Source organism: Hoeflea marina, from assembly GCF_003182275.1.
GTDB classification, from domain to species: domain Bacteria; phylum Pseudomonadota; class Alphaproteobacteria; order Rhizobiales; family Rhizobiaceae; genus Hoeflea; species Hoeflea marina.
On the sequence record NZ_QGTR01000001.1, the window covers coordinates 1,246,845 to 1,260,050 of the forward strand.

Consider the following 13,206-nt stretch of genomic DNA (forward strand, 5'->3'; position numbering starts at 1 on the left):
GCAAAACAATGCGGATTGAATGTCATGGGCCTGCGCCACCGTTTCGTCATCGGTCTCTGTCTTGCCGTGCTGCCCGCACAGGCCGGTGCCGACATGATCTCCAACAAGTCCTATTCCTATTTCACCATCGGCGGAAAGACCGCCGGCGAACTTGACCGCGAGCTCTCGCGCAGCGGTCCGTTCATGAAGGAGACCGGGCTCCACCATCCCGGCGCAACAAAGATGAAATTCACCGCAGCCGTCACCTACGAGAGCACTGCGAACCGCTGCCGGGTCAAGTCCGCCCGCATCAGTGTCGACACCCGGATCATCCTGCCGAAATGGAAGCACCGCAGGCAGGCGACCAGAAGCCTGGGCGTGATCTGGGATACGCTGTCGCGCGACATCAAGCGTCATGAGGAACGCCATGCCGAGATTGCGCGGCAGTATGCCCGCAAGATCGACGCCGCCCTGCTCAGGCTGCCCGCGCGCGACGGTTGTGACGCTTTGCGCGCCGAGGTCAACAAGGCCTCGGAACGGATCCTCAAGGCCCATTACGCCGAGCAGGCGAGCTTTGACCGCGCGGAAGCCGCCAGTTTTGAAAGGCGCATGAGCCGGATGCTGAGATTCAAGGCCGAGGCGATGGCGGGTGGCGGCTGAATTCAAAGAATATTTCCCGCCTCAAATGATTTTTCGCCGGATTTTTGATCCCCAAGAAAGTACCGGCCACTCCTGACAATATTCGCGCAAGGTATACTGGCCTAGATTCTGATCACGGCTTGGATTTGTCTGATTCGTTTGGTCTCCTCCCGGCATGCATGCGGCGCTCTGGTTGTCCTCCCTGATCGGAATTGCGCTCTGGTGTGCCTTACTTGCCCCGCTTTCCTGAAAATGGAAAGGCGGGGCATTTTTTGCCCCGCCCTTTTCTGTTTACCGTTTCCGAAACTCAGAAATACCTGAAAGAAGAGCCGTCACGCGGTACTATAGTTGACGTCCGCCTCAGGAAACGCCGAGTTTCTTCTGCAGGCTGGTAGAGGACGTCGTATATTGGAAAACCACCTTCTCTCCCGGACTGACAAGCCGCTTGACGGCCTGCGTCATCAGCGCCGCCTCATGGAAGCCTGACAGGATCAGCTTCAGCTTGCCCGGATACCAGTTGATGTCACCGATCGCGAAGACGCCGGGAATGTTGGTCTCGAATTTCTCCGTATCGACCTTAATCAGGTTCTCGTTAAGCTCGAGACCCCAGTCTGCGATCGGCCCGAGCTTCATGGTCAGACCGAAGAATGGCAGCATCCGGGTGCAGGGTATCTCGATCTCGCCGTCGGGACTCTTGATCGTTGCGGCAGTCAACTGACCGTCGGCCCCGCTGAGGCCGGTCACCTGGCCGACCTGGAAGCGGATGTCCCCGGTTTCGTTGAGTGCGAACATCTTGTTCACACTGTCAGGCGCGGCACGGAAATCGGGCCGGCGGTGCACCAGGGTGACCGATTTGGCCACTGAGCGCAGGTTCAAAGTCCAGTCGAGCGCGGAATCGCCGCCGCCCACGATCAGCAGGTCCTGGTCGCGGAACTCCTCCATGCGGCGCACCGAGTAGAACACGCTCTGGCCTTCGTAATTTTCGATGCCGGGCACTGGAGGGCGCTTGGCCTGGAACGATCCGCCGCCGGCGGCGATCACCACGGCCTTGGCGACCAGCAATTCGCCCTCATCGGTCGTCACCTCGAAGCGGCCATCGTCCAGTCGGCGGAAGCCGGCAACCATGCGGTTGAAATGGAATTCCGGCTTGAACGGGGCGATCTGCTCCATCAGCCGGTCGACGAGCGCCTGGCCGGTGATCTCGGGCCAGGCAGGAATGTCATAGATCGGCTTTTCGGGATAAAGTTCGGCGCACTGACCGCCGGGCCGGTCGAGAATGTCGATGAGGTGGCATTTGAGATCATAAAGGCCGAGTTCGAAGACGGCGAACAGGCCGACTGGCCCTGCGCCCACGATGACGACGTCGGTTTCAATCGGATTTGTCATGGTTTGTGTCCGTTTGGTAAGGGATCATGCCTGCTCTCGGTCAGGCCCTGGCAGAGATCAGGCCTGCCGTTCCGGCACCTGCACGACAAGACCGTCGAACTCGTCGCGAACCCGGATCTGGCAGGAAAGACGGGACGTGGGCCGCACGTCGAAGGCGAAATCGAGCATGTCCTCTTCCATGGCTTCGGGTGCCCCGACCTTTTCGGCCCAGGCCGGATCGACATAGACGTGGCAGGTCGCGCAGGCGCAGGCGCCGCCGCATTCGGCCTCGATTCCCGGAACGGAATTGCGGATCGCATTCTCCATTACGGTCGAGCCGTTCTCGGCCTCGATGTCAAAACGCGTGCCGTCAAAGGCGACGATGGTAATCTTGGTCATGGAGGATCTTTCCCGCAGTCCGAATTGGTCTGTGGGTTACATACACTCTCATATGCGCGAAACAAGGTTGAAAACCGCGCTGCGACAATTCCGAACCGGAACACAATTCCAAAACGCCGGTTCCCGGGCGCGCCGCGCCCGTCACCCGCTCCGGCCGGACCGGCACGGGCCGGCCGGCACGGCGCTCATGCCGCAGTGCGGCAAGGCACCGGGCGCGGGATCAGCGTGAGAGTCCGACAATGAAATTGTCTGCGTCGACGACTGCCTTCGTGAAGGCTGCCACGGCGCCCAGATCACCTGGCCGGGCTTCGACCAGGCCGGCGCAGCGGGCGACCTCGAAGGCGCCGATACCCTTCGCCGAGCCGAGGATCTTGTGTGCGAGTGCCTTGCGGCCTTCTGTATCAAGACGTGCCATTTCGTTGACCGATTGCCGGGCCTGGCGGGCAAAGAGCGCCAGCACCTCGGATTCCAGGGACTTGTCGCCGCCGGTCTGGCAGGCCAGATGAACCAGATCGACAGGGCGGCTGCCGGAAGGACGCGGCTGGTGGCCGCATTCTGGAGCCTCGAATGCAATGTTGGGTGCCGCCATAGCGGATGTTCCTTTCTAGAACCAAGCTGCCTGATTGTCCTCCCAAAGCAATGAAGCCGCGTAAACGCAGGCTCGATTCTGGCGGGCAAATCTGTATTCTTGGTTAACGGGCCGTAAATGTGGCTAATCATTGGCGTTCCGGCCCGCGTCGGAGCTTTTTTGCGGCTCCAATTAGCGGTGGATGAAGCCTCGCTCCGGCCACATCTAATTGTTAAATCGCCCTTTATGTGCGACTAGAATGAGTGTTTGAGGGTCCGGGAACAGGCTTTGCGTGTGGTCCGGACGTAAATTCGTTCGGGCAAGCATACCAGGAGAGTTCGATACCAGCGGTGGATGTCAGCTCGCCAGATCCGGAACGGGTAACGAGGCGTAAATTGCATGAACCAGAAAACGACAGACAAGAGCATCGATGAGCAGACCTTCGAAGCGCTGGAAGACGCGCTGAAGATCGATCTGGGCGATGACGACCACAACCCGCTCGACGACATCTCGCTCGATGAGCTGGAAGCGCAGGTCTCCAAGGCAGCCAGGGAACTGGCCGAGGCCGGCAAGAGCGCGACCGTCGCCCCCGCCAAATCCTCCGCCCCTGCCGCCGAGCCCCGTGCGGCGCGCTCGTCGCCGCCGCCGTTCACGCCCGCCCAGCCGCTCGCGCCCGCCAATGACGATGCCCGCAAGACAACCGCCGCCCTGCTGCGCTCGCTCGAAATCCGCTCCAGCGGCAATGCCATCCGCAATGCGAGCATCGTCTCGGTGCTGTGGACCATCGGCTGTCTGGGCCTCGCCAATCTGTTCTTCGGACCCGGCATCTGGCAGATCGGCAGCATGGCCGATCTCGTTGCCAATCCCGCGGCGATCGGCGTTGCTGTCGCCATTCTCGTGCCCATCCTGGTGTTCTTTGCCTTTGCCGTGATGATGGCGCGGGCCCGCGAAATGCGCTCCGCCGCCCGGTCGATGGCCGAAGTGGCCCTGCGCCTTGCCGAGCCGGAAACTGTCACCGGCGATCACATCCTGACGGTCGGACAGGCGGTCCGCCGCGAAGTCTCGGCCATGAACGAAGGCATCGAGCGCACCATCGCGCGCGCCTCCGAGCTGGAGACACTGGTCCATTCCGAAGTCAACGCGCTCGAGCGCAGCTATTCGGACAATGAAATGCGCGTGCGCAGCCTGGTGCAGGAACTGGGCAGCGAGCGCGACGCCATCGTCACCCATGCCGAGCGCATCCGCGCCTCGATCGCCGGCGCCCACGAGCAGCTCAAGGATGAGCTGACGGTTGCCGGCGAAGACATTTCCAACCGCATCTCCACCTCGGGCGAGGCCTTCGCCCGCCTGATGGAGACTCGCGCCGCCAATCTGCAGGAACGCACCACCGAGACCAGCCAGCTTCTCGAAAGCATGTTCTCGAGCCGCACCGATGCACTGCTGACGTCGCTGCGCAATTCCGGCCTCGAACTGGGCGAGGAGTTCGACACCCGCCTGGAAATGCTCAATGTGCAGCTCTCGCAGCGCGGAAAGGCGTTGCTCGCCGAATTCGAGACGCGGGCGACGTCGCTCGACACCAACACCGAGAAGCTCAATGCCGCGCTCGGCGACCGTGCCAAGCAGCTCAATGAGACGCTCATTGCACGCACCCGGGAGATTTCCGAAACGCTCGGCGTCGGTCAGCAGGCGATCTCCAGCGGGCTTGAATCCACGCTCAATGCCCTCAATGCCTCGCTTGACGAGAAGGGCGCCGCCTTCCGCCAGGCCCTCAAGGTCAGCGCCGACGACGCGGTCATGGATCTCGACCTGCGATCAGGCTTCTTCGAGGAGAAGCTGACCTCCTCCGTTGCTCAGCTGACATCGGCCTTCGATGAGCGCGTCTCCGAGTTCACCTCCGCCTTCGACAACCGCGCCGGCTCGCTCGACGGCAAGCTGAGCGAGAGCCTGTCGCGCATCAACGAGACCCTCAATGGCGGCGTCAGCGCCATGGACGGCATCCTTTCGACCAGCCTCGAGCGCATCGGCGCCACCCTTTCCGACCGCGCCAGCGCGATGGAAGCATCGCTGGAATCCGGCGCCGGCCGCATCGAGACCTCGATCGGCAGCCGCGCGGACGCACTTGATGTCTCGCTTCAGTCCGGAGCCGACCGCATCGAAACCGCCTTCGGCTCCGGCGCCGGCCGCATCGAGGCGAGCCTCGCCGAAAAGACGGCCGCCGTCGAGGCAGCACTCGCCAGTTCCACCGACCGCTTCGAGAGCGCCGCCGCCCGCAGCGCCGATGGCATCGCCAACGCGCTGTCCGGAGCCGAGAGCCGCATCGACGAGACCATGAATGCCCGTTCGGCGGCTCTGTTCGGCCGTCTCGATGAGAGCGCGCTGGAAATGGAACGCCGTCTGACCAGCCATATCGACACGCTGAATGCGGCCCTCGCCCAGGGTGGCCAGTCGATCGACGGCACGCTCACCGCCGCCTCCGCATCGATCCAGGACAGCCTGACCTCCGGGTCGTCGGACCTCGCGGCAAGCCTGGCGTCCGGATCGGAGGCGATCGCCGCCAATCTGGCGTCCGGCACCGAAGCGTTGCAGGCCAGCCTGACGTCCGGGTCCGAGATCCTGCGCACCCGCCTGGCAGAGGAGAACAATCACCTCGCCTCGACCCTGGAAGTGGAGAGCCGCCGCATTGCCGAGACCACCGAGGCCGCCAATGCCCGCATCGCCGAAACCTTCGATGCCGGATCCTCGCGCGTCGACGAGCGCCTGTCGACCATGAACAACATGCTGTCGCTCGGTCTCGACTCGGTCTCGCGGACCATCGAAGGCAAGGCGACCGGCCTCGCCTCCAAGCTGCGCGAAGCCGTGGCCCAGGCAGCCGAAGAACTCGACATCAACGCCCTCAAGGCTGGCGAAGTGCTGGAAAACGTGAGCAACGGCTTTGCCGGCCGGCTCGACGAGCAGAGCCGCCAGTTCGTCAGCCGCATCGAGGAGCACCTCGATCACCGCAGCGCCGATCTTGCCGCCCATGCCGACGGCATCGCCCAGCGGATCGGCGCCAGCGCCGAGAACCTCGGCCACGAAGCCACACGCATCGGCAGCCTGTTCGACCAGGTCGGCGAGACGGTCAGCAGCCGGACGGCCGCCATCACGGAAACGCTGGCCGAAAGCGAAGCCCGCTTTGCAGCCCAGGCCGCCTCGCTTGCCGCGCGCCTGGCAGAGGAAACCGGCGCGATTGCCGGCCGCCTCACCGACACGGCCGACGGCGTCGTCTCCGCGCTCGACCACAAGACCCGCGATATGGCCGACAGGCTCAGCGAGGCCGGAACTTCGCTGGAAGCCCGCACCGACGCCCTCGGCGCATCGCTTGTCCAGCGGACGGACGGCATATCCGGCAAGCTGGACGATGCGGGCGCGGCGCTTGAGGCGCGCACCATTGCGCTTGGCAACGCGCTGAGCCAGAAGACCGCCAGCATCTCCGACCAGCTTGCTGAGGCCGGCGCCGCGCTCGAGGCGCAGACCGAAACCCTCGGCGCGTCTCTGTCCGGCAAGACCGACCAGATTTCCGGCAAGCTGGGCGAGGCCGGCTCGGCGCTGGAGGCCCGGACCGAAAAGATGGGCGACACGCTGGTGTCCAAGACGGGCGTCATTGCCGACAGGCTGCTCGAGGCGGGTTCTGCCATCGAGGCGACGTCCGACACGGCCGGCAAGGCGCTCGAACAGAAGGCCGCGGCCATCGCAGACCGCTTCGTGCTGGCGGAGCGCGCCATCGATGTGCGTGCCACCTCGATCCATTCGACGCTCGACGAGCGCACCCGCGAGCTCAATTCCATGCTGGCCAGCCGCTCGGCCGAGCTCTCGCGGGTCATCGACGAGCAGGTGCGGCCGCTGGTGGATCGCTATGCGGCAAGCGGCGAAGACCTCTCGACCCGCCTGACGGAGATCACCCAGACCAGCACAGACCGTCTCAGGGCCGAGAACGCCGCCCTGATCAATGCCATCACCACCCGCACCAGCGAGACCTTGTCGGCAATCGAAGGCGTCAATCAGAGCCTGAGCACCAATGTCGGTGATCTGCTGGCCCGGCTTGGTGCCAGCAACGCGGAAATCTCCGGCGTCATCGATCGCGCCAGCGTCGCGCTCGGCGGCGTCAACGACCGCCTTGCCGAGACCACCGGCGAATTCGCCACCTCCGCCGAAAAGGCAGCCGAGATGCTGTCGAGCTCCTCCCGGCTTCTCGATGGCAAGGTCGAGCGCCTGACCGACATCTCCAGCCGCACGCTCAACCAGGTCGGCGCCATTGCCGGCCGCTTCGACGAGCACTCCCGCGTCCTGGCCTCGGCGTCCGATCTGCTTGGCGCCGCCCAGTCCAACCTTGCCTCGACGCTGGAAGAGCGCCGCGCGGCGCTCGAAACCCTGTCCGTCGGACTGGTCAGCCGTTCCGAGGAAATCGAAGCCACCATGCGGTCGCTCGAAGGCGTCGTCGAGAAGGCCTTCTCCGGCGCCGACGACCTCGCCCGACGCGCCGCCGGCCGCCTCGAGGGCCGCCTCACCGACGCCAGCACCAATGTCGGAAAGCTGCTTGACGACAGCGAGGCCCGCGCCGGCAGCGTTGCCGCCGCCATGCGCGACAGCGTCCGTGAAGCCGTCGAGGACGCGGTCGCGCGCTTCGCAGGCGCCACCGACGAGATCCGCCAGTCGGCCACCGACATCCGCAAGGAGCTCTCGGCCACGCGCAGCGAACTCAAGAAGGGCGCCTTCGACCTGCCCGAGGAAACGCGGGAAAGCGCCGCGGCCATGCGGCGCGCGGTCGCCGACCAGATCAAGGCGCTGCAGGACCTGTCGCAGATCGTCGGCCAGTCCACCCGCCGCACCGAGATCGCCGAGCCCGCTGCCCGCGCGCCGGCTCCGCGTCCCGCCCCCCAGCCGGCGGCACGCCAACCCGAGCAGCCGGCCGCTCCGCTGCGCCAGCAGCCGGTTTCGGCACCACGCGAACCGCAGTTGCGTGGCAGCCTCGGCGTCGAGGAGCGCCCCGTCGCCAAGACCGCGCCTGTCGCCGGCAGCGGCTGGGTCAGCGACCTGCTGCGCGGCGCCAACCGAGAGGAAGAGGAGGCTGCCCGGGCGCCCGCGCCCGCCAAGGCCGCCGAGCGCAACCCGCGCCATGTGGTGGAATCGCTCAACTCGCTGTCGGTCGACATCGCCCGCGCCATCGACCACGATGCCTCGGTCGAACTGTGGCGCCGCTACCAGCGCGGCGAGCGCGATGTCTTCACACGCCGGCTCTACACGCTCAAGGGCCAGCAGACCTTCGACGAAATCCAGCGCAAATACACCCGCGAGCCGGAATTCCGCTCGGCCGTGGACCGCTACATCAACGATTTCGAGAAGCTGCTGTCGGATGTGGCCCGCAACGACCGCGACAACATGATGACGCAGACCTATCTGACGTCGGACACCGGCAAGGTCTACACCATGCTGGCCCACGCCAGCGGCCGCTTCGGCAAGGAATAGTGATCGTCGCATGACGGACAACACGCAAAGCCCCGCCCCCGCGCGGGGCTTTGCCGTCCTGGGACTGGGTGAAATCGCCATCCGCTGCAACGATCTTGCGTCGATGACCGCGTTTTATCGCGACATCATCGGCCTCGACATCTTCTCCGATCGCGGCGGCATCGTCTTCTTCCGGCTTGACAACGGCGTCGCCGGCCACACCGCCGTGCTGGCGCTGTTCGACCGCGAGCGGAACCCCGATCGCCCCGGACCGCTGACGCCGTCCTCGACGCTGCATCACCTGGCGCTGACGGTGGCGGCCGACCGGCAGGGTGCCGCTTGCAGCTGGTTTGATCGCAACGGCATTACCTGGCATGCGGAGGATTTCGGTTGGGTCGGCTGGCGCGGCATCTTCGTCCGCGATCCCGAGGGCAACACGGTGGAACTGGTGGCACGGGTGACCGCGCCGGACTGAGGCTCTTCTGCGCGAGCAGGGCACGCGACGCCGGACTGTGCAGGCCCCATGCCAGCGCGAACGTCCGCTCGAGCCAGGGCGCCGGGGCTTCAGGTCATCAAGACCGGAACTGCGACAGGATTGGATCGATGGACTGCCGTCCGGCGGCCTGAGCGCCTGTCTCGAGCGCCGCGCGGCCGGGATGAATTGTCTCGGCTCAGATCCGTTTGAGCGACCAGGTCACGAGATCGGTGACGACGCTCTCGAAGGCGCGGTCGAGCGCCTGCACATAGGCGGCATTGCCGCTGCCGCTGACGGGTGACGCGCCCTTGAACACTTCGCTCGCCACCACCGTGCCGTTGCGGTCGTTGAGCACCTTGGCGGAGATCTCCACCTCGGCGTGCTCGCCGCCATTGACCCGGATCTCGAAGGAGCGGATCGCCGTGGCGATCTGGTAGTCGATCGCCAGCCCCTCGCCCGGCCGGCCGACGCCGCCGACCTTACCGGAATTCTCGAAGGCCTGGACGAGCTTGTCCTGGACGATCTTCGGCAGGCGGTCCGACCATTGCGACTTGGCCAGGTACTGGATTGCAGATGGCGATGTGCGGATGACGATCTGCTGGCTGTCGAGCGCCTTGAGCGCCAGCGGTTCGGCAATGAGGATCTGGCGGTTGCGCGCCGACTGGCCCGTGACCGTCGGAGCGTCGGTGAGACCGAAAGTGTCGGGCGGGGTCGATCCGATCCCCCCCGCGCAACCGGCAAGCATAGTCAGTCCGCACAGCAACAAAATCCGGGCCCGCATGCGCAAGCAACTCCTCAAATATTCAGGGACGAGCCCGTTCCGGTCCGTATGCATGGTTTCGAAACTGCGATGATGCAGGGCGCGAGTCAACGTCTGGTCCGCCCGTCATACTGCTTGACGGTCTCGCCGCCGAAGATCAGCCGCTGCGGATTCTGCTCGATCGCCGAGATGCTGCCCTCGATCCGGTTGATCGACCGTCGCGCGTCGTTGACCAGCGCCTGCACGTCCTTGAGCCCTGAACCCGAGAACTGCTGCAGGTTGTCGGCGATCGGACCGATCCGCGTCGTCAGCGAGTCCGCGGCGTCCTTGATCGATTTCAGCGTCGCCTCCGCGTCGGCCAGCAGCGACGAGGCGTCGCCCTCGCCGAGGAAGCCGTCGATCTTGGCGAGAACGCCATCGACCCGGGTTGAGGCGGCATTGAGGTTGTTGCTCATCTGCTTGACGTCGGTGATGATCTGGTCGATGTCCTGCTCGCGGCCCTGGAAGGTCGATGCCACGCTCTTCACGTCGGCAAGCGCCTGGCGCGCGTCGCCGCTGGCCACCGCCACATTGTCCAGCGTCAGGGTGATCTTCTCGGGATCGATGCCGGCGACCACCTTGTTGACCTGTTCGAACGTCTTGCCCGCGTCATCGGTCAGCTTCTGCACATTGGACGCCGCTTCGCGCAAGCTGGCCAGCGTCTTCGGAATGTCCGCCGAGGCCGCTGCCGCGTCGTCCGTCACCTTGCTGACATTGGCCAGGATGTTGTCGACCTTGACCGGATCGACAGCCTTGATCAGGTCTTCAGCGGCGGCAAGCGCGGTCTCGATGCGACCGGACAGCGACTTGACCGTTTCCGACAGCGCGGCCACGCTCTGCAGGAAATCGTCGATGCCGTCGGCATTGTCGCGCAGCGCACCGGTGAACACCTCGGTGTTCTTGAGCGTCGCCGTCAAAGGGTCGCGGGCATCCTTGACGAAGCCCTCGACCTGGCCGATCACCCGGTTGGCGCGGTTGAGGATCTCGTCGGCGGTGGCAAGCAGGTTGGTCACGCCCGACGGATCGGCCTCGATGACCGCGGTGGCGTTCTCGCTCATCGCCTTGAGCAGGATATTCTCGTTGCTCGGCGTTCCGCCCTGCAGCTCGATATAGGCGGAGCCGGTCAGTCCCTGAATTTCCAGCGCCGCGCGGGTGTCGGAATAGATCGGCGCGTCGGCGCGGACATCCGTCTGGGCAATGACGAAATTCGGGCTGGTCCGGTCGATGGCGAGGCCGCGGACGGTACCGATGGCGATGCCGTTGAAGCGCACGGGTGATCCGATGGAAAGGCCGTTGGCCGACCCGGGAATCCGCACCACCAGCCGTGCGGGCTCCCCCGCGCCGCCGAACTGCGTCATCCAGTAGACAAATCCGAAGGCAGCCAGCATCACCAGCACGGTGAAGAGACCGACGATTGCATAGTTTGCGCGTGTTTCCATCAGGCTTTGATACTTTCGGAGTTGCCGACCATTGTCGTTTCCCGGGATGACCGGCTCGTTGGAGCCTTGATGGTGCGGGCGCGCTTGCCTTGGAAGTAGGACTGAACCCACGGATCGTCAAACGATAGCATGTCGTCGATGGTTCCTTCCACCAGCACCCGTTTGTTTCCCAGCACTGCGATGCGGTCACACACAGAAAACAGGCTGTCGAGGTCGTGGGTCACCATATAGACCGTCAGACCGAGTGTATCCCGCAGGCGGGCAATGAGCTCATCGAACTCCGCCGCTCCGATCGGGTCAAGGCCCGATGTCGGTTCATCGAGGAAGACCAGGTCCGGATCGAGCGCCAGCGCCCGCGCCAGCGCCGCCCGCTTGATCATGCCGCCCGAGAGCTCGGACGGATACTTGTCGCCCGCATCGCGTGCCAGGCCGACCAGTTCGATCTTCACGGCTGCCAGTTCGTCCATCAGGTCCCGGGGCAGGTCCAGATATTCGCGCATCGGCAATTGGATGTTTTCCTTCACCGTCAGCGCCGAGAACAGCGCGCCCTGCTGGAACAGCACCCCCAGCCGCATGTCGAGCTTGACCCGTTCCTCCTCCGCAACCTTGTCATAATCACGGCCAAGGATGCGGATCTCTCCCTTCTGCCGCGGAATCAGTCTCAGGATGGTGCGCATCAGCACCGACTTGCCGGCTCCGGAGGCTCCGACAAAGCCCAGGATCTCACCCCGATAGACATCGAGGTCTAGATGGTCGAGCACGGTCTTGGTGCCGAAACTCACACAGATGTCGCGCGCCGAAAGCAGCACTTCCCGGCCGTTGGCGTCGGGTTCGGGCGGCTTGTCGCTGGGAATGATGTTGCTCATGGCTCCGGCCTCAGAAATCGATTGCGGCGTAGAATATGGCGAACAGACCGTCCATGAGAATGACCACGAAGATCGCCTTCACCACCGACGCGGTCACCCGTCGACCCAGGGACTCCGCGCTTCCGCCGACCTTCATTCCCTCGACTGCCGCAACGATGCCGATGGCCAGCGCCATGAACGGCGCCTTGATCATGCCCGAGATCACGGTGGAGATGTCGATGGCTTCCCGAAGCCGGGTGGCGAACACATCGAGCGTGATGCCGGAATAGGCCCAGGATACCGCGGCGGCGCCGGCGAGCGCTGAAAAATTGGCGATGATGGTCAGGAGCGGCAGCGCGATCGTCAGCGCCACCAGCCGAGGAAACACCAGCACGCCGACGGGATTGAGGCCCATGACCTTGAGCGCATCGACTTCCTCGCGCATTTTCATCGAGCCGATTTCGGCGGTGATGGCGCTTCCGGATCGGCCGGCGATCATGATCGCCGTCAGAAGCACGCCGATTTCCCGCAGCTGCAGGATGCCGACGAGGTCGACGACGAAGACTTCGGCGCCAAAATATCTCAGCTGGAAGGCACCCTGCTGGGCGATGATGGCGCCGATCAGGAACGACATCAGGATGATGATCGGCACCGCCCGGACGCCCATGTGGTCGAGCTGCGAGACGATGGCCGCTGGCGAGATGCCCGCCGATCGGTTGAACTTGAGCTGCGTGCCGCGCACCGCCGAACCGAGAATGTACATGGCTGCGACCAGATCGTCCCACAGGTCGTAGGCCAATCTCCCGATCGGATCGAAGGTCCGGTCAAACAGCGCCATCCGCTCCCTGGGCGCCGGCGCCTCGGTCTCGGTCATGGCAGGAATGGCGTCGATCAGGCTTGCCATGGAGTCGGGCGCCGCGATCTCGACGGCGATGCCCTTGTCGGCCGCAGCCGTCTGCAGCCGCTTGACCAGCCAGCCGCCAGCCGTGTCGAAATGGCTGACCCGGCTCAGGTCGATGCGGAGCTGCTTGCCCGAAAGCGACGTTTCCGCTGCCACGACATCGCCATAGACACCGGCGATTGCGGCGTGGCGCCAGTCTCCGGAAAAATGCAGTACCTCGCCGCCGTCGCTTTTCTCTCGCCGCATCGACGCCGGCGCAGGCACGTCGGATGACGTCCGGCTGCCATCGTGGCCACTTGTATCTGCGCGCGGATCG

Annotated in this window: 10 protein-coding genes; 3 read left to right on the plus strand and 7 right to left on the minus strand. The window is 64.6% G+C overall.

Annotated features, from left to right (window positions below):
• Window positions 1–24: 24 nt before the first annotated feature.
• The gene (locus tag DFR52_RS05595; protein ID WP_110030865.1) at window positions 25–639 is read left to right on the plus strand and encodes a DUF922 domain-containing Zn-dependent protease; all 615 of its coding nucleotides are present in this window, start codon (window positions 25–27) and stop codon (window positions 637–639) included.
• 339 nt (window positions 640–978) lie between these two features.
• On the opposite strand, the gene DFR52_RS05600 is transcribed toward DFR52_RS05595, so the two are convergent.
• The 3 genes from DFR52_RS05600 to DFR52_RS05610 form a co-directional block, all read right to left on the minus strand.
• A complete protein-coding gene (locus DFR52_RS05600) occupies window positions 979–2,004 on the minus strand; it encodes an NAD(P)/FAD-dependent oxidoreductase (RefSeq protein ID WP_110030866.1) in 1,026 nt (341 codons plus the stop codon).
• Between the two features lie 57 nt (window positions 2,005–2,061).
• Window positions 2,062–2,382 (minus strand): 2Fe-2S iron-sulfur cluster-binding protein, encoded by a 321-nt coding sequence (locus DFR52_RS05605; protein WP_110030867.1) that lies wholly within the window; start codon window positions 2,380–2,382, stop codon window positions 2,062–2,064.
• A gap of 220 nt (window positions 2,383–2,602) precedes the next feature.
• Window positions 2,603–2,971 (minus strand): Hpt domain-containing protein, encoded by a 369-nt coding sequence (locus tag DFR52_RS05610; protein ID WP_110030868.1) that lies wholly within the window; start codon window positions 2,969–2,971, stop codon window positions 2,603–2,605.
• Window positions 2,972–3,349: 378 nt separating this feature from the next.
• Here DFR52_RS05610 and DFR52_RS05615 point away from each other — a divergent pair, with 378 nt between their 5' ends.
• Both DFR52_RS05615 and DFR52_RS05620 read left to right on the plus strand, forming a co-directional pair.
• Complete coding sequence (locus tag DFR52_RS05615) at window positions 3,350–8,452, plus strand: apolipoprotein A-IV repeat region-like domain-containing protein (protein WP_110030869.1); 5,103 nt, start codon at window positions 3,350–3,352, stop codon at window positions 8,450–8,452.
• 10 nt (window positions 8,453–8,462) lie between these two features.
• Complete coding sequence (locus DFR52_RS05620) at window positions 8,463–8,906, plus strand: VOC family protein (protein ID WP_110030870.1); 444 nt, start codon at window positions 8,463–8,465, stop codon at window positions 8,904–8,906.
• A 196-nt stretch (window positions 8,907–9,102) separates the two neighbouring features.
• Here the strand turns inward: DFR52_RS05620 and DFR52_RS05625 are convergent, their stop codons facing one another.
• The 4 genes from DFR52_RS05625 to DFR52_RS05640 form a co-directional block, all read right to left on the minus strand.
• Window positions 9,103–9,687 carry an ABC-type transport auxiliary lipoprotein family protein gene (locus tag DFR52_RS05625; RefSeq protein ID WP_110030871.1) on the minus strand — a complete coding sequence of 195 codons (585 nt, stop codon included), beginning with the start codon at window positions 9,685–9,687 and terminating at the stop codon, window positions 9,103–9,105.
• Window positions 9,688–9,773: 86 nt separating this feature from the next.
• Window positions 9,774–11,144: an MlaD family protein gene (locus tag DFR52_RS05630; RefSeq protein ID WP_110030872.1), complete on the minus strand. Its 1,371-nt coding sequence runs from the start codon at window positions 11,142–11,144 to the stop codon at window positions 9,774–9,776.
• Window positions 11,144–12,010 (minus strand): ABC transporter ATP-binding protein, encoded by an 867-nt coding sequence (locus DFR52_RS05635; RefSeq protein ID WP_110030873.1) that lies wholly within the window; start codon window positions 12,008–12,010, stop codon window positions 11,144–11,146. Before DFR52_RS05635 ends, DFR52_RS05630 begins: the two co-directional genes overlap by 1 nt.
• Before the next feature lie 10 nt (window positions 12,011–12,020).
• On the minus strand, window positions 12,021–13,136 hold the full coding sequence (locus DFR52_RS05640) for an ABC transporter permease (RefSeq protein ID WP_245415230.1): 1,116 nt from the start codon (window positions 13,134–13,136) through the stop codon (window positions 12,021–12,023).
• Between the last annotated feature and the right edge of the window lie 70 nt (window positions 13,137–13,206).

Bases quoted from the DNA above. Each gene is read 5' to 3' on its own strand.
- DFR52_RS05595 (WP_110030865.1), top strand. From the start codon at position 25: ATGGGCCTGCGCCACCGTTTCGTCATCGGTCTCTGTCTTGCCGTGCTG.
- DFR52_RS05600 (WP_110030866.1), bottom strand. From the start codon at position 2,004: ATGACAAATCCGATTGAAACCGACGTCGTCATCGTGGGCGCAGGGCCA.
- DFR52_RS05605 (WP_110030867.1), bottom strand. From the start codon at position 2,382: ATGACCAAGATTACCATCGTCGCCTTTGACGGCACGCGTTTTGACATC.
- DFR52_RS05610 (WP_110030868.1), bottom strand. From the start codon at position 2,971: ATGGCGGCACCCAACATTGCATTCGAGGCTCCAGAATGCGGCCACCAG.
- DFR52_RS05615 (WP_110030869.1), top strand. From the start codon at position 3,350: ATGAACCAGAAAACGACAGACAAGAGCATCGATGAGCAGACCTTCGAA.
- DFR52_RS05620 (WP_110030870.1), top strand. From the start codon at position 8,463: ATGACGGACAACACGCAAAGCCCCGCCCCCGCGCGGGGCTTTGCCGTC.
- DFR52_RS05625 (WP_110030871.1), bottom strand. From the start codon at position 9,687: ATGCGGGCCCGGATTTTGTTGCTGTGCGGACTGACTATGCTTGCCGGT.
- DFR52_RS05630 (WP_110030872.1), bottom strand. From the start codon at position 11,144: ATGGAAACACGCGCAAACTATGCAATCGTCGGTCTCTTCACCGTGCTG.
- DFR52_RS05635 (WP_110030873.1), bottom strand. From the start codon at position 12,010: ATGAGCAACATCATTCCCAGCGACAAGCCGCCCGAACCCGACGCCAAC.
- DFR52_RS05640 (WP_245415230.1), bottom strand. From the start codon at position 13,136: ATGCGGCGAGAGAAAAGCGACGGCGGCGAGGTACTGCATTTTTCCGGA.